The sequence below is a fragment of the Neptuniibacter sp. QD72_48 genome (assembly GCF_047778065.1).
Classification (GTDB): Bacteria; Pseudomonadota; Gammaproteobacteria; order Pseudomonadales; family Balneatricaceae; genus Neptuniibacter.
The window spans coordinates 3,171,584-3,188,890 of the sequence record NZ_CP180547.1; the positions used below are offsets into that span (position 1 = coordinate 3,171,584).

The window sequence follows — 17,307 nt, forward strand, 5'->3', positions numbered from 1 at the left end:
TGTAATAACTCGACGTTAATTCACATTGGGAAATGCTATTAACATAATCGTTCCAGCGCCCACATCCAGCAATAACATTTCGCACCTCAATAACTAACAAAAACGCTCTCAAGACAAAAAAGGCCCTATAAATAGGGCCAATTTAAAGCATTAAGAGTCAGCTAATTGCTGGCAATAGCTATCACTGCGCCGATATTCTCCAGGGGTCATACCGGTCCATTTTTTGAATGACCTAAAGAAAGCCGAGGGTTCTTCAAATCCCATCAACCCTGCAACATCATTGATCGATAACTGTGGAGAATTCATATAGTTAAGCGCAGCCAACTTGCGACACTCGTCTTTGATCTTTTGATAAGAAGTATCTTCTTCTAACAACCTACGTCGCAGTGTCGATACAGACATATGCAGTCGATACGCAACTTCCTCAGCACTTGGCAGATCCTGACTAAAGTCCTTACCAATCAAAGCCACTACTTGGGACTTCAAACTGGTGTCATCATCCACCATTACGATCAACTGATAAGGGGCAGTTTTTAAGAAACTACGCAAAGTTTCAGGCGTTTGAACAATCGGAAAATCCAAATAGCGTGCAGGAAAAACAATGGCATTATCATGCTGATCGAATTTAACTTCTGACTGAAAAAGGGTTTTGTATTGCGCCACATCATCTGGCTCAGGAAAAGAAAAATAGGCAGCTTTCAATTCCAAACGCTTACCGATTAACCAACACAAAAAGTGGTGCCACATCGACAATGAAGTACGGATACGTCCCGGTATTTCGTCTTGTAAAATCTCATCCATAGAGACTTCCGCCGCGTCGGTTGTGGTAAACGAAACCTTGGCAAAACGTCCTTTGCGTACCAGATAGGGTTTAACTTTTGTGCCGCGACAGATCTCATGAAAATCACTGGCACGGTAGATCGCTTTCTCAAGCGTTGTACAGTGAATCAAGCAATGACACATCATGCGGAAGGTACCATTTGGCACCTTACCACCACTCAACATTCCGAAATATTCGTCTTGCGCGATGTAATAGATACGTTGATAGAGCAAGCCAAATTTATCCGCTGGAAACTCAGTTTGGTTACCAATTTCAGCCGGATCGATCCCGACATGGGTCAGCAGCTGTTCAACACTGAAGCCTTGCTCTTCAACTAACTGTAATAAGTGACGGACGTACCCTGCAGGTACGGTAATTTTACGCTCCATAACTCTCTAACCTATTTTGTTCTTATTTTTTAATGAAACGCACTTCCCTTTATTATTCATGAACTATTATGTTAATAATTTCAAGCTAACGAACTATTTTGTTAATAACTTTGCCCTCAATTGTTATTGAGAGATTTTGTTAGGCCAGTGAACATGGATAGTGTTAAATATTCCGTAACTACTCTGTAGAGCCCGATTTATAAACCTGCTGAGTAGAAGCACAGAATTTAGAAAGAAAACACAATTTGCGCCTTAAAAAAATAACAACGCTAGGTGAACGAAATGGCAACAAAAAACCGGATTTTGCGTCGCAGCAAAAAACCATCCTCGGTGTTTACACGCCAACTACTGCCGTTACTGATTGGTAGTGCAGTAGGCATAAATCAGGCTCAAGCAATTGAATTTAATCTGGGTGATATCGAAGGTCGCTTTGACTCTCAGATATCAATGGGAGCGAGCTGGCGTATGGATGACGCAGACCAAAATCTGATTTCGGTCCCCAATGGAGGATTAAGTTCTGGCTCAGGTAGTTACGACGACGGTAACCAGAACTTTGATAAAGGGAAAACCTTTTCTCAAATTGTAAAAGGCATCCACGATCTGGAACTAAGTTATGAAAACATGGGCGTATTTGCCCGCGCAAAATATTGGTATGACGCAGAACTTGCTGGAGGCGCACGCCCTCACGGCCATGCAGCTAACCTTTATTCGCCTGATGCAGATCTAGAAGATTCAGGTTTTAATGATTTTTCCAAATTCTCTGGTTTCGAAGTACTCGATGCCTACTGGTATGGCGGATTTGATATTGCTGATAAACCTCTTGATCTACGTATTGGTCGTCAAGTGGTTAACTGGGGTGAAAGCACCTTCGTACAAGGCGGCTTAAACTCCATCAACCCAATTGATGTTAATGCTTTCCGTCGCCCAGGCGCAGAAGTAAAAGAAGGCCTTCTTCCTGTCAATATGGCTTTTGCATCTTTCGGTTTAACAGATAATTTGAGTATTGAAGGCTTCTATCAGATTGAGTGGGAACCTACTGCTGTCGATGGTTGCGGTACCTATTTTTCAAATATCGACTTTGCGGCTGAAGGCTGTAATGGTATCCGAGTCCCTCTCCCTCTAACCGATCAACAATATTACAACCCATCACTGTCCGGCCCTGCTATTGGCTTCGACCCTGTCATTTATCGTGATGAAGAAGGCAGAAGAGAAGCCGATGACGATGGTCAGTTTGGTTTCTCATTACGATATTTTGCTGAAGAGCTAAACAATACAGAATTTGGCTTCTACGCTGCGAAATATCATAGTCGCTTACCAGTAACAAGCGCTGTGAATACTGCAACGGATGCCGCTACCTTCACCGCTACGGCTAATGCAGCTGCAGCTGCTGTATTAGGTGGCGGTGGTACATTAGAACAAGCTGAAGCTGCTGCTGAGTTAGCAGGCATAAGTACATTGGTCGACACTACCTATTTCACCAGCTATCCAGAAGATATCGAGATGATCGGTTTAAGCTTTAATACCAATATTGGTGATATTGCTTGGTCTGGTGAGATTAGCCACAAACGTGATGTACCGATTCAAATCAACGGCCCGCTGCTTGTAGCAGCAATTTTACAACAGCATGTTCCTGGGGGTTCAGGTAATACTGCTGCTGACGCATTAGTCACTGAGGCAGGCGAAGGAGGTACAATCTACGGTTATAGTGAATTTGATGTAACCCAAGTTCAAACTAGCTTTGTAAAATTCTACGATCAAGTACTCGGCGCTAGCCGTTTAACCATGGTGGGTGAATTAGCATGGACCCACGTTCACAACTTAGACGAGAGTGCCAACGCGCTTAAATACGGTCGTAACGGTGCATTTGGTTATGCCGCTGGTGATACCGATGGTTTCGTAACTCAAGACTCTTACGGTTACGTACTGCGCGCAAACTTGAACTATCCAAACGCTTTTGCCGGTGTAAACCTAACGCCGCAAATCAGTTTCAAGCACGGTTTAGAAGGTTATGGTCCTCAACCAGGCGCTGCATTTAATGAAGATGAGAAAACCTTAGGCCTGAGTCTAACCGCTGATTACCTAAATAAATACCAAGTTCAGCTTTCTTATACCGACTTCTTCGGTGGAGATTTTAACTCTATTGAAGACCGTGATTTCCTATCAATTAGCGCGTCCGTTTCTTTCTAAGAACAGCAGATAAATGGAGATATACACTATGTTCAATACCAAGAGACTTCTGCTGAGTTCGGCGATTCTTTTTGCCTCGGCAAGCGTTTATGCAGCAACACCTGAGCAGATAGCTCAATTGGGCAATCAACTGACCCCGATCGGTGCGGAAAAAGCAGGTAATGCAGCGGGTACGATTCCGGCATGGACCGGTGGTTTAGAAAGTGGTTCTGATCGATACGGCAATCCGTTTGCAAGCGAAAAGCCACTGTTCACAATCACTGCAGCTAATGCTGATCAGTACAAGGATAACCTTACACCCGGCCAGATGGCGATGTTGAAGAAGTATGCTGATAGTTACTCTATCCCTGTGTACCCAACCCACCGAACAGCCGCACTACCAGCAGATGTTTATGCCGCTGCAAAACAGAATGCATCCAGCGCAGAGCTAACCGATGGCGGCAACGGCCTATCAGGCTTTGAAACGGCGATTCCTTTCCCTATCCCCGAGAACGGTTTAGAAGTTATCTGGAACCATATGACCCGCTATCGTGGCGGCGCATTGGAAAGGACTTTTGTGCAGGTACCCGTGCAAGCTAACGGTAATTTTACTGCGGTAAAAATTAACGAAAAGATGTCTTGGCCGAGCGCTTTAGAAGGCGGTTCTGACGCTAACAAAGATGACAACATCCTGTTCTACTTTGTACAGCGAGTTAAAGCACCTTCTCGCCTAACCGGCAACGTATTACTCGTTCATGAAACTATGAACCAGATTACGCAACCTCGTCAGGCTTGGACTTACAATGCAGGTCAACGTCGTGTTCGTCGCGCGCCTCAAATTGCCTATGATGCACCGGGCACTGCGAGTGATGGACAGCGTACGACCGATAACCTTGATCTATTCAATGGCGCACCTGATCGCTATGAGTGGAACCTTGTTGGTAAACAGGAACTTTACATCCCATACAACAGCTTCAAGCTAGCTGATCGTGGATTAAAGTATGAAGATATCCTTCAACCTGGCCATATGAATCCAGAACTAACACGTTACGAGCTACATCGCGTGTGGAAAGTAGAAGCAACGCTTAAAGATAATGAACGTCATATCTACGCGAAACGTACGTTCTACATTGATGAAGATAGCTGGCAGATTGCTGTAGTCGATCACTACGACGGTCGTGGCGAGCTATGGCGCGTAGGTGAATCCCACCAGTTCCAATACCGTGATGTAAATGTGCCTTGGCTTACTGCTGAAGCGCTCTATGATCTTCAATCTGGTCGTTACCTGGTGGGTAGTTTGACCAACGAAGAAGGTAATGGCTTCGACTTTAGCCAACGCTTTAAACATAAAGATTTTACCCCGCAGGCGATCCGCCGCATGGGTAAATAAACCCGGTCCATGCAAGCAAGTAGCGTAAACGAATAATCCTATCTTATTCTGATACGCAGAAAGCCTCCTTATTTTTAAGGAGGCTTTTTTCGTTTTAGAGCTTTTATATTGCGCGATGGACTAGGATAATACTGTGCTTAGCAGCGATGCTGCTCCATCTACTCATTATCGAAAGGTTTTCCCATGGCCGCTATCGGCAAATACAACACTCTGGAAGTGATCAAAGAGAAAGATTTTGGCGTTTATCTGGATGCAGGTGAACTCGGCGAAATACTTTTACCTAAACGTTACTGCCCAGAAGATTTAGAAGTCGGCGACAGCATCCGCGTATTTATCTATCTAGATACCGACGATTATCTGATCGCGACCACGGAAACTCCGAAAGCCATTGTCGATGAGTTTGCTATGCTGCCAGTATCTGAGATAAACGATGTAGGCGCATTCTTAGATTGGGGCCTTCCCAAAGATGTATTACTGCCTTACAGCGAGCAGAAGAACCGCCCTGTTGAGGTAGGCAAACGCTACCTGGTGCGTCTATATCTGGATAAAAATACCAACCGTATTGTGGCATCCACCAAGATAGATAAATTTTTGGATAAGACCCCTGCTAGCTACAAAGCAGGTGAAGAAGTACAGCTGGTCATTGCCAACCGTACTGACCTAGGCCAAAAAGCGATTGTTAACCACGAGCACTGGGGCCTAATCTTCCGTAGCGATGTATTAAAAACGGTTTACCCTGGCCAAAAATTTAAAGGTTACATCAAAGAAGTACGCGCTGACGGTAAGATCAACCTTTCCATGCAAAAGCCGGGATACAGCAAGGTGGTTGATACCGCTCAACAGATCCTAGATATGATGGATGAGCAGGAAGGTTTTATCACCATCAACGACAAGTCCTCTCCAGAAGTGATCTACAAACACTTTGGCATCAGTAAAAAGGCTTTCAAAATGGCGGTTGGCGCACTATTAAAGCAAGGCAAGATCACCATTGAACCCGGTGGCTTGCGTTTAAATGATTAAGTACCTTCTTATTGAAAAATAAGAGGAAATGAAAAAGCCGTAGCAGATCTACTACGGCTTTTTTGTTTCTCCTGTTCATCCTTAATCTTTCTAAAAACGTCGGCTTATCCCTTCAACCACGCTTCAAGATCATCAGCACTTCCAATCAACTCACCATCGATGAAGATCTGCGGTGTAGTACCGCGGCCTGTAACAGCTTGTAGGGAGCTGAAACTTACCCCGTGGCTACCTAGCTCAATCGCTTCGTATTTGTAACCGTTGTCAGATAGCGCTTTCTTAGCACGTGTGCAATGTGGGCAACCCGGCTTGCTCAATACTGTTACGCGTTTCGGCTGTTCCGCTTTTGGATTGATGTAATCCAGCATGGTATCAGCATCAGATACTTCAAACGGGTCGCCTGGAAGATCAGCCTCGATAAACATCTTATCGATCACGCCATCTTTCACTAGCATGGAGTAACGCCATGAACGTTTACCAAAACCTAGGTTATCTTTATCTACCAACATATCCATCGCTTCGCTGAACTCACCATTACCGTCTGGGATAAAAGTGATGTTGTCCGCATGCTGATCTTCAGCCCAAGCATTCATTACAAATGTATCGTTTACTGATAGACAGATGATGTCATCAATACCATTTGCAGCGAAAACCGGTGCAAGTTCATTGTAGCGAGGTAAATGCGTGCTAGAACATGTTGGTGTAAATGCACCTGGTAGTGCGAATACGATTACGTTCTTACCTTTGAAAAGCTCTGCAGTCGTTACATCAACCCACTCATTACCCTGACGAGTGTGAAAAGTAACTGCTGGGATATTCTTACCTTCGCTATTCTGTAGCATGACTTATTCCTCTATGTGTCGCGTCTGGATGACTTGCGTTTCGTTAGAGTTAATATAGGCAAAAACGTTGAATAAAAATAATTAAACAAAACTAACCAACCGATAGCCCAAAGCTATAGATTGATTTTCGGTTTAATAATTAAGAGTGAATCTCTTTAGGAAGGTATTCCAAGAATTGATCAAAGGGAACTGGACGCCCAAGGAAATACCCTTGCACGTAGTCACAACCAAACTCGCGGAGCATATCAAGTTGTTGCTGATTTTCGACACCTTCAGCCACCACTTTGATACCTAGGGTTTGGCCCATTTTAATGATTACTTCAACCAGCGTTCGATCTTGTTCGTCATCCAATAGATCAATCACAAAGCTTCGATCAATCTTCAAGTAATCCGCAGGATAGTGACGTAGGTAATTAATTGCCGAATATCCCGTACCAAAATCATCAATAGAGAAAGCGATACCTTGCTCACGCAAGCGTTTGATCTTATCTAACTGACTATCACCACCTTCCATCAACAGCGACTCGGTAATCTCAAACACCAGATTGCTGTGATCCACATCGTGACCATCAATAATCTGCAACCAACGGGCGTCAGCATCTTTCGGGAAAAATTCCGCCACAGAACGGTTAATCGAAATCTGCATATCGATACCTGCCTGCTTGAACTTATCAGACAGATGACAAGCCTCATCTAAGATCCATTCACCGAGACTGCGAATAGCGCCTGTCTGTTCTGCTACTGGGATAAAATCTCCAGGGGAGACTATACCTCTAATAGGATGAATCCAGCGTACAAGTGCCTCACATTTGGCAACTTCTTGGGTATCCAAAGCAACGATAGGTTGAAGGTAGAGTTCAAACTGCCCTTCACGCAAGCCTGCCAGTATTTCGTTATGCAACTGAACATGATGCTTCACTTCCTGACTCAGTGCTTCATTGAAGAAGAAAATTCTATTTTTACCGGCACGTTTAGCTGCATACATCGCACGGTCAGCATTCTGCAATAGTTGTTGCATGCTATGTCCATCTTCAGGGTACATAGCAATACCTAAACTGTGTGTAACCGAGAGGTACTGGCCATCAATAAGATAAGGCTCACCCAACTCCATCTGAAGTTTTTCGGCAAGCAATTCAGCCTGAGTCGCCGATTCAATATCACGCAGAATAATAACGAACTCATCACCCGCTAGACGTGCGAGCAGATCATCACTGCGTACAATGCTGCGCATGCGCCCTGCAAACAAACGTAAAAGTTCGTCTCCGGTGTGATGCCCCCAGTTATCATTAACCTCTTTAAAGTAATCAAGATCGATAAAGAACAGCGCAAACATGTGATTATGACGTTGATGATCATAGATCATTGCCTGCAACTGCTGGCCGAAATGGTAACGATTTGATAAGCCGGTCAACGCATCATAGTTTGCACGGTAAGTTGCGGTTTCGATCGCTTGAAGCTTTTCACGGTAATTCAGAGCAATCAGGTAAGTAGCCATGGCCATTACAAAGCTCACCAACAAGCTAATAAGCCAATACCCCAGAACTTGTCTGTTTTTAACCTGCCATCCACCTTGTGGATAAGCAGCTAACTGCCAGCGCCCCAATGGTAGAATAACATCAACGGTTACTGCATCTGGGTGGAAGGTTTCTTTATTACCAAAGAACACATCACCATCGACACCTAAGCCATCACTGCCTCTCAAGGCTATCTCATTGCCCCAAAGACGAATATCTATCCCAGCTTTGTGTAACAGGTCTTCATCATCGATCACAGCTGAGACGATACCCCAAAGCATATTTCGATCTTCACCTATAAAAACAGGCACTCTAGCAATAAGAGCAGTGCCTCCTTGGACGAGGTTTACTGGGCCAGAAAGGATGATTTCATTGCGTTTGATCGATTCCATAACCGCTGGTAGTTGATCTGGAAGCTCTCGGTAATCTAATCCTAACGCGGCTTCATTACCCTTAAAGGGATGGATATTGGTGACCACTAAACCGGGCGCCAAGGCGATATGCCGAATGCTTAGATTTGTTTGGAGGTACTCCTCAACAAGACGTGAGAATTCGCCTTGATTGATATCAGAATTGATCGCGACCTCGGCTCTTAGCCCTCTTAATACAACAAGGTGAGCATTGACTTCACCCTCCAAGCGAGCCCCTAAGGTCAAAAGATTTACAAATGCTTGCTGTTTAATATTTTCGCGAATACGCTCAAATTCATGACTCACAAAGAAAGCCGACACCAGCATCACCACACCAAAGACAATCGCAGAAAACGCGAAAGGCTTTTGAGTCAGCGACTTTAAAATCCGGTGCATCATGAGTAATACAAGCTCTCTATACAATCAATTAATCACGTTTTAGTGCTTAGTGACTATCCAGCAGATGTTATAAGACCTTAGTTATACAGCTTTACCGCTGCATAATAAATAGATCAGAATGCCCGTTTATAAATCGATTTTCTCATTTTCCCGCGCAATTTTAGATTGTAATCAAGCTTAATCTTTTCAATTAGTTAGGTATCGACGACCTCATGTTCAGTTTCCGCTGCGGCATATAATAAGCAATCACTGAGGGCGATATCTGGCCGAGTGGTAATCATAAAGAGCTTCAGTGGCTGTGCAGTGACAAGTAGATTGCCCTTAATATCAAAGAAACGAGAAAAAACATCAGCCCCTTCAGCGTCATGAACTTTTAAGTTTTGCTGGCAAGTACCGCCCCCCAACCAAGCGATTAAAGTACCCCGTTCTACTGCTCCAAAGTTAAATTGATCTAATTGCGTAGGTACGGTCAGGTCGGTCCCGATCACATAACTATCAGCAAAGGCGATCGTTGTTTCCGGCTGAAGCTCTAAACGAACTGGCTGGCGGTACAGATCTAAATGGTGACCGTGCTCTAACCGCATTACCTCCTCTTGATAGAGAAATTTTTGTAAACCTTGCCACGCGATCTGATTGGCCGTTTGGTCTTTAGCTCCCCCACACTCGATGGTCGCTACCGGACAGCGACGCGTACTTCGCTCCATCAACGCGCCTAAGCGCAGATCGGTTACCACTAGACGTTCACTAAAAAGGGATACGAGTGCTTCATGTGCTTCACTCACATAAGTCACTACGCCAAAATCTGGGCTATGCCCTGAGGTGTTATGAATATCGAGGATGCACTCAGGTTGATAATCCTCAAACAGCTCTAAGATCTCTTCAGCAAGTTGCCCCGGTGCATCCGTAAAAGGAGGGAAGAAACAACGGTTCATATCCCGCTGCCCAGGATATACGCGGTTTTTGTACATGGGTTCCAAAATAGCAGCAGGAACAGAGGGTATAAAACAGAGCAGATTAAACAGCGGCCTTTGCTCCTGCTTTAACCATTTGTGTAGCGCATTAAGGCCAGAGGGTTCATTTCCATGCAATAGGGTCACTAAACCACGGGTACGCTCGCTCCGCTCCCCTTCGACATAGATCATCACCGCTTCGCCCATCTCTTTTAAGAACGCTTCTGGGCTTTCCAATAGTTGCTCAGAAGTTGGATTTATCAGCGTTCTCATACCCTATGCCCTTCCATATAAAGCACCTCCACAATAGCTACCACCTCACTACTGGCTCATTCGTGGCCGACAACGTCATATAACGTTGCACCATCTGAGTAAGCGCTTGATTGTGATTTAATTTTTTATATAACCGCTGGTATTCACGCAGTTGCCAATAGGCTCCTGTGATGCCTGTATCGACACGATCTTTGATCACAGCTAGATAGTGATCTCGTTCTTGTGGATCAATTTCTAAGGCATTTAATCCAGCATAAGCAACGGGCAGCAACTCCTGAACAATCTCAGCAACACTTAACTTTTTAAGTCCACCAGCCTGACTTAAAACTGGCCACATCAGCTCCGCCTGCAGACCTTTTTCAGCTGCCAAATAAAAGTTTTTAACCAGCACGCTAAATGGCATTGCAGGGATAATTTCATCCATCTGTTCCTGCAGCCCTTTGGCAACTCCTAATGCAAAAGCTGCATTCGCGGCCATATCACAAGGCGTCGGCCCAGCGGGCAAAGCCCTAAGCTCAATCCGCAAATGCCCACCCTGTTTGTGATCATAAACTGGCCTATTCCAAGGCCAAACCGTACCGGCATGAAGGCACAACTCTTGTAGCGAAGCGACATCCCCTTTATTGATAATATCTAAGGTATTTTCGTCACCAATTACCGGCAATATCGGCTCATGTAGATGCACCATCTCTGCAAATAGCTCATACGCCCCCTCACGAACCCAACCATTACCAAAATCGACACGGGAAGGAATGCCTCGATCACACTCTTCATGGGAACGCCCATCAATTGCCTGTCTGAACAAGGGGATACGTGTCTCATGCCATAATTTGTGCCCCAACATAAAGGGAGAGTTCGCCGCTAAAGCAACCACTACCGGCGTCACTAATTGCAGGGCATTAAAGGTGCAAGCAAAACGCTCGGGGCTCACTCGGAAATGAACCTGCATGGAACTATTGGCTCCCTCTAATGAAACATCTCGAGAGCGTAGAGAAATAGGAGGATCTCCCTCAATTTTGATACAAAACATTTTGCCCCGCAGTTTTTGTAGCGCTTGGGTCAATGCGTAAAAACGTGATTCATCTGTGAGAGCCTTTAAGCCAAAATCACTACGTTTTAACGTTGGCAGAATACCTATAGGTAACGCTTGCCCCTGTTCAGCAGATAAATGATGGTTCACCAATTCGATGGCACTAACCATCTCATTTTCCATCTGACTGAACGGTTTGCCTGCAGCCGCAACCGGCTTTAAGTTGTATTCGAGATTAAAGCGGTTCAGCTCCAACGCTAGTTGCTTATGACCACTACGATTAATCACTTCGCGATTTAAACTTAGCGGCCTCCCATGCCTATCTACCAGATATAACTCCAGCTCCGCACCTATAGATGAAGGCCCACAACCAAAACCGGGCCGATTCAACATCGACTTCAGCCCGTCTAGGTTTTCCATTAAACGCGTTCTGAATTGGCTATAAGCCCGCTCACTAAATTTATGAGAACTGATCTCTTGTCCCATACGCCCCTTCAGGAAAAGTTCATTCAATCCCTTTAAGATTAGCTAGCTCTGCTCATTCCTACCAATTTGAACCGATTAGCGCCAAATTTATGCAGATATTAGGAAATTCGCAGATGAAAGCGTTTAGGGTAAAATCAAAGAAACCATCAGATTGAGCTGATAATTTTCAATGTCCGTAGAAAAAGTTGCCTGCCACTGCTGTGACCTGATTCAGGAGATACCTGATCTTTCACCCGGGTTAAAAGCACACTGCCGACGTTGCGGGCATCAACTGACGGCAAAAGTACCAAACAGCATTGATCGTGCTATAGCGTTTGCCATTAGCGCACTGATCTTTCTATTTCTGTCCCTGCCATTTCCATTTTTAGCCTTTCAATCCCAAGGGCGTGAACAGGAAGTCTCTCTAGCACAGAGCGGGTTTGACCTACTTCAACTCGGTTTTCCTATACTCGCCTTACTACTACTCTGCTTTATTATCTTGATTCCAGCTCTATTGCTAAGTGCATATTTGGCTATTCTAATTCCGTTAAAACTGGACCACAGTCGGCGCTGGATGTATCAAGTCACGCGGTTTCTGTTTACCCTGCACCCTTGGGGCATGGCAGAAGTTTTTCTTATCGGCGTATTGGTAAGTCTGGTTAAGATCGCGGGGATGGCTGACTTAGTCATAGGGATGTCGTTCTGGGCTTATGTGCTCTTTGCGATCTGCCTGATCGCAACAATCACCTCCGTCGACAAATTGCAGTTGTGGCATCAACTCGATCATTGCGCTGGAATTGAACGCGCAAAAGTACAAGTCTCAGAAGGCAGTGCATTAAAGCAAGACATGATCAGTTGCCATCATTGTGATCTGCTCCACCCAGCGAACGAAAAAAATTGCCGACGATGTGAAAGTAAACTGCATCCGCGCATCCCCTACAGCATGCAGAAAACCTGGGCATACCTGATTACTGCTGTAATTCTTTATCTCCCGGCAAATATCTATCCGATCATGAATACCACTCTATTAGGCTCGGAAGATCCCAGCACCATCATGGGCGGTGTGGTTTTGCTCTGGCAGCATGGTTCTTACCCAATCGCACTGGTGGTTTTTATCGCCAGTGTTTTGGTTCCGATTGCTAAAATGCTAATGATCTTTTGGTTGGCTTATAGTGTCCAAGCGGGACATCAGCACAAATTAACTGAACGGATGTGGATGTATCGCATCACTGAACTGATTGGTCGCTGGTCGATGATCGATGTCTTTGTCGTCGCGGTTTTAGTAGCGCTGGTACAGCTAGGCGGGCTAGTCAGTATTCAACCCGGCATTGCCACCATCGCCTTCGCCAGCGTGGTGATTTTAACTATGTTATCGGCGATCAGCTTTGACCCCCGCTTAATATGGGATAACCTGAGCGACACAGAAATACGCGCCATCAATCATGGACAAGAACCTCTGACCGACTTAATGGACGACGCAACTTAATTATGTCTACTTCGAAAACAGACCCTACACCGGTTATCAGCGCAAAACGCTCAATTTCCAGCATCTGGATATTGCCCTTGATCGCTCTGCTTCTGGGCGGTTGGATGATTTACCAGGACTGGGCTAACCGTGGTCAATTGGTCAGTATTACCTTCATTACTGCTGATGGCATAGAAGCTGGTAAAACCAAGATTAAAGTTAGAAGTGTTGAGGTCGGCAAGGTCGAATCAGTCCAACTCAATTACGCCGATGGCAACGTTTTAGTTAAAGCACGAATCGAGCCCGAAGCTGAAGCACTCCTTTTAAACAATACCCGCTTTTGGGTAGTACGACCCCGTGTAGGCACTGGTGGCGTGAGTGGCCTTGGTACATTGCTATCGGGCGCGTATATAGAGATGAGTCCCGGTGAAGGGAAACAGAAGTCAACTAAGTACACAGGCTTAGAAGAGCCACCTATCACCTCTGCATCAGAGCCGGGTTTAAGACTTCAACTGATCAGCGATAATGCTCACTCGCTCAGTGTGGGTGATACGGTGGTCTACCGTGGTTTCCCTGTCGGCCGTATCGAACAACTTACCTTCGACACTCAAGCTAAGCAAGCCGTATACGATCTATTTATCCAAGCCCCTTATAATCAACTCGTAACAACAGATAGTCGTTTCTGGAATATGAGCGGTATCAACCTCAATCTATCCGCTGATGGCGTGAATGTGCAAACCGGCACATTGGATACCCTTCTAGCAGGTGGAGTGACATTTGATGTGATTGATGGCGATAGCAAAGGCCAAGCAGCAACTGATGGTGATCGCTATCAACTTTACCCAGATTTTAAGAGCGTCAAAGAGCAGCCTTATGCCTTTTACAATGAATACCTGCTGCTATTCGATCAAACGGTCCGTGGCTTAGTTCCCGGTGCACCGGTTGAATTTCGCGGAGTGCGTATAGGTACGGTTGAGCGTATTCCATTCCAAATTGCTGAAATTACCGGTGAATCAGACCCGCGTATTCCGGTAATTATTCGTCTAGAGCCGGGACGTTTAGGTTATGACGATGAAGAAGACGTATTAAATAACGCTCATGAAAAACTGCGTTTTTGGATACAACAAGGTATGCGCGCTAGCCTCAAATCAGGCAATCTGATTACGGGCAGTCTATTTGTCGATTTCGACCTCTACCCCGAAGAGCAAACAGCGAACCTTATCGAGTTTGATGGTTACCCTGTGATTCCATCCGTGTCAGGTGGCTTTGCACAACTAGAGAACAAACTCACCGCTGTTCTCAGCAAAATCGAACAACTACAAGTTGAACCTCTCATTTCTCAGTTGGATTCAACACTGAATACCTCTGAAAAAGCCATCAAACAACTGAATAGCACATTGAAAGAGATCGAGGCGTTGGTGCGTAATAACAACACCCAAGCCCTACCAGAAGAGTTAAAAGCAACCTTAAAAGAAGTTCGATTGGCAGCAAAAGGCATCGCCCCACAAAGTAAACTGTACCAAGAGATGAACCGTTCATTAGATACGCTGCAACAAACACTGAAACAGCTTCAACCTGTACTGAAAACACTAGATGAAAAACCTAATGCGCTGATTTTTGATGCTCCGAAAAGCGCGGACCCAATCCCAGGAGGTCGACCTAATGAATAAAACTATCCACATTTTGGGCTGCCTGATTCTATTAGGTGGATTAGGCGGTTGCGCATCCCAAAGCAGCACTCCGCCAAGTCAGTACTATCTTCTTAGCAGCGATAGTCAGAGCTATATAAAAGAGACCTATCAGCGAGTCATCGGAATCCAGCCGGTTAAAGTAGCCCCATATATCAATACACCGGGGATTGCTCTGCTCACTCGCGAAAACCATATTCGTATTGCCAATCAACACCTTTGGGCGGAACAACCCGATCAAGCGATTACCCGCGTATTACACAATAAATTGGATCAACGCCTGCCAACAAGCCGCGTTGATGATGGTTCTCTAGGCCGTAATAACGATTGGAACTACAGCATTGCAACCCAAATCGATCAATTTCATGGTACCGAAACCGGCGAAGCAGTCCTCAGCGGACATTGGCAAATTAAACAAGGTGAACAGGTAATCAGCACCTATAGGTTCAATCTAAAACAACCATTAGAAAAACCCGGTTATACTGCGTTAGTCACAGAACTTCAGACTTTGTTATCAAATCTTGCCGAACAACAAGCGAGCTATTTAAAACCATATATCGCGAAGCAATAATCCTCGAGGTTACATTGCTCAATATGATAGGCATAAATCATGAATAAGGTTCACAGCACAGGAACCAATTCTCAGCTATAATGACTAACTCTGTACGTAGTTTGCTTTAAGAGTATTTGTTTTAAGAACACAGAAATTTGGTCAGCATTATGGAAAACAACATTTCAGCCTTAGGCACTGCACAATCGCTTATCTCCCCAAGAGGAGCGGGCCCAGAATCTACTGCTCAATCAGCGGGTAACGGTTTAGCCGTGAATGCTCCGCTAGGTACTGAGCCGGGTGGTCAGGTGCAACTTAATCAAGACTTGCCGCAAACAAGCCAAGTCCAAAATGTTGATAACGGCTTAGAAACACGAACGAACCGTGCGAATAATGCCGAACCTGCTATTGACCAAGCAGCGCAACAGCAACAGATCGAAAATTTCTTAGCAGAACAAACCGGCGAAGATGTTGAGAGTTTCCGGGGCATCGACATTCAGTCTGCGCTAGACCTGCAAGAAGGCCTGCGTAACCGTCCAGCTGACACTGCAGAACCTGAGTTTTCAGCAGCGCCGGCTGCAAATTCGCCTGAACCCCAAGATGCGAATGAACAGCAAGATCTGGAACTTCAGCAGCGTCTTCAAGCTCGACTAGCCGATCAGATTCCAAATGATCCAGGTACTGAATTCCCACAGTTGATTGAGACAGTGGCTTAAAAGATCAATTTCTGTAATCAAAAAGGGAAGCTCTAAGCTTCCCTTTTTTAACCCCTTTAAGGCTCTGAAATCACACAATCACGCCCAGACTCTTTAGCTTCATAAAGATATTGATCCGCACGATTTAATACAGAGATTATCGACTCTTCATCGCCCCTCATCGCGATACCTACACTCACGGTAAGATCAATATTATGAGTTAAATTTATACCATTTATATGAGTACGAAGCCGCTCGGCAAGATGCTGTACAGGTTCTAGACGATTGGCCAAAGTCAGAATAACAAACTCCTCACCACCATATCGCACACACAGATCTTCTGGGCGAGTATATTCGAGTAAAACATTGCCTACTTCATGTAAAACTTCGTCGCCAAAACGATGACCAAAGCTGTCATTAATCTGCTTAAAGCGGTCTATATCCAAAAATAGAACATAGAGATGGTTGTTTTGATTACGCTGATCTTGGCTAATAAAACTAGCGCTAGTTTCGTTCAAATAACGGCGGCTATATATCCCTGTTAAAGGATCTTTAATAGCCATATCTCGAATAAGCTGAGTACTCCGTTTCGCCCACATAATAGAGACAATTGCCATCACTAAGAAAGCAGCAACAATTAGTTCGATTGATTGGATAAATAAGCGGTTGTTCTTAGCCTCAACTTCATCCAAGTAGACACCTGTACCGACTACCCAATCCCAAGGCTCAAACAGAGCAACATAAGAAACCTTGTGAAAAACTTCCCGCTCCACACCAGGTTTAGTCCAGTAATAATCTACCCAACCACCACCTTTATGCGCTTCCTTAACAAATTCAGAAAACAGGTAGATACCATTAGCATCTTGAACTTTTGCTAGATTGATCCCTATCAGATCAGCTCTTTCAGGGTGCATCACCATATTGGCATTACTATCATTCACCCAGTAATAACCATCATGAAAACTACGAGAGGATTCCAACGCATAAAGAGCTAGCTTTTGAGCTTCAAGCTCCGTCATCTCGGAGCTCTGACTCAATTGATAGAAACCTTCTATCATCGAAACAGCAGAGGTTGTTAAGTCTCGACTCTCCTGCTTTTTCTCTTCATAGAAGGTATCGCTGAAGGCGCTATAGAAAAGATAAAAGAGCAACAGCATGCTGATTAAGCTCAATACGCTCATCAAGCCGAACTTCTGCCCAATATTGGAACTTCTGTAACCTTTCACTGCTTTACGTCCAATACA

13 protein-coding genes are annotated in these 17,307 nt (G+C 44.9%); 7 read left to right on the forward strand and 6 right to left on the reverse strand.

Annotation, left to right across the window (positions count from 1 at the left end):
* Positions 1-150 precede the first annotated feature (150 nt).
* Positions 151-1,209, reverse strand: a complete 1,059-nt coding sequence (locus ACMXYX_RS14480) for an AraC family transcriptional regulator (RefSeq protein ID WP_415906167.1) — start codon at positions 1,207-1,209, stop codon at positions 151-153.
* Positions 1,210-1,491: 282 nt separating this feature from the next.
* On the opposite strand from ACMXYX_RS14480, the gene ACMXYX_RS14485 reads away from it, so the two are divergent.
* The 3 genes from ACMXYX_RS14485 to ACMXYX_RS14495 all read left to right on the forward strand — a co-directional run bounded on the left by ACMXYX_RS14485 (position 1,492) and on the right by ACMXYX_RS14495 (position 5,785).
* Positions 1,492-3,396 carry a DUF1302 domain-containing protein gene (locus ACMXYX_RS14485; protein WP_415896939.1) on the forward strand — a complete coding sequence of 635 codons (1,905 nt, stop codon included), beginning with the start codon at positions 1,492-1,494 and terminating at the stop codon, positions 3,394-3,396.
* 28 nt (positions 3,397-3,424) lie between these two features.
* The gene (locus ACMXYX_RS14490) at positions 3,425-4,765 is read left to right on the forward strand and encodes a DUF1329 domain-containing protein (protein ID WP_415896940.1); all 1,341 of its coding nucleotides are present in this window, start codon (positions 3,425-3,427) and stop codon (positions 4,763-4,765) included.
* A gap of 183 nt (positions 4,766-4,948) precedes the next feature.
* Positions 4,949-5,785 carry a S1 RNA-binding domain-containing protein gene (locus ACMXYX_RS14495; RefSeq protein ID WP_415882359.1) on the forward strand — a complete coding sequence of 279 codons (837 nt, stop codon included), beginning with the start codon at positions 4,949-4,951 and terminating at the stop codon, positions 5,783-5,785.
* Between the two features lie 104 nt (positions 5,786-5,889).
* On the opposite strand, the gene ACMXYX_RS14500 is transcribed toward ACMXYX_RS14495, so the two are convergent.
* The 4 genes from ACMXYX_RS14500 to ACMXYX_RS14515 all read right to left on the reverse strand — a co-directional run bounded on the left by ACMXYX_RS14500 (position 5,890) and on the right by ACMXYX_RS14515 (position 11,686).
* Entirely contained in the window at positions 5,890-6,624 is a 735-nt protein-coding gene (locus tag ACMXYX_RS14500) for a glutathione peroxidase (RefSeq protein WP_415882360.1), read from the reverse strand.
* A gap of 139 nt (positions 6,625-6,763) precedes the next feature.
* A complete protein-coding gene (locus tag ACMXYX_RS14505; RefSeq protein WP_415906168.1) occupies positions 6,764-8,947 on the reverse strand; it encodes a putative bifunctional diguanylate cyclase/phosphodiesterase in 2,184 nt (727 codons plus the stop codon).
* 194 nt (positions 8,948-9,141) lie between these two features.
* Entirely contained in the window at positions 9,142-10,170 is a 1,029-nt protein-coding gene (locus ACMXYX_RS14510; RefSeq protein WP_415906169.1) for a succinylglutamate desuccinylase/aspartoacylase family protein, read from the reverse strand.
* 37 nt (positions 10,171-10,207) lie between these two features.
* Positions 10,208-11,686 (reverse strand): glutamate-cysteine ligase family protein, encoded by a 1,479-nt coding sequence (locus ACMXYX_RS14515; protein ID WP_415906170.1) that lies wholly within the window; start codon positions 11,684-11,686, stop codon positions 10,208-10,210.
* A 169-nt stretch (positions 11,687-11,855) separates the two neighbouring features.
* On the opposite strand from ACMXYX_RS14515, the gene ACMXYX_RS14520 reads away from it, so the two are divergent.
* From ACMXYX_RS14520 to ACMXYX_RS14535, 4 genes are all read left to right on the forward strand, one after another.
* Complete coding sequence (locus ACMXYX_RS14520) at positions 11,856-13,151, forward strand: PqiA/YebS family transporter subunit (protein WP_415906171.1); 1,296 nt, start codon at positions 11,856-11,858, stop codon at positions 13,149-13,151.
* 2 nt (positions 13,152-13,153) lie between these two features.
* The gene (gene pqiB, locus ACMXYX_RS14525) at positions 13,154-14,800 is read left to right on the forward strand and encodes an intermembrane transport protein PqiB (RefSeq protein WP_415906172.1); all 1,647 of its coding nucleotides are present in this window, start codon (positions 13,154-13,156) and stop codon (positions 14,798-14,800) included.
* Complete coding sequence (locus tag ACMXYX_RS14530) at positions 14,793-15,389, forward strand: membrane integrity-associated transporter subunit PqiC (RefSeq protein ID WP_415882366.1); 597 nt, start codon at positions 14,793-14,795, stop codon at positions 15,387-15,389. The genes pqiB and ACMXYX_RS14530 overlap by 8 nt, the downstream gene beginning before the upstream one ends.
* Before the next feature lie 149 nt (positions 15,390-15,538).
* Positions 15,539-16,084: a hypothetical protein gene (locus ACMXYX_RS14535; RefSeq protein WP_415906173.1), complete on the forward strand. Its 546-nt coding sequence runs from the start codon at positions 15,539-15,541 to the stop codon at positions 16,082-16,084.
* A 56-nt stretch (positions 16,085-16,140) separates the two neighbouring features.
* Here ACMXYX_RS14535 and ACMXYX_RS14540 read toward each other — a convergent pair whose 3' ends face one another.
* Positions 16,141-17,244: a diguanylate cyclase gene (locus ACMXYX_RS14540; RefSeq protein WP_415906174.1), complete on the reverse strand. Its 1,104-nt coding sequence runs from the start codon at positions 17,242-17,244 to the stop codon at positions 16,141-16,143.
* Positions 17,245-17,307 lie beyond the last annotated feature (63 nt).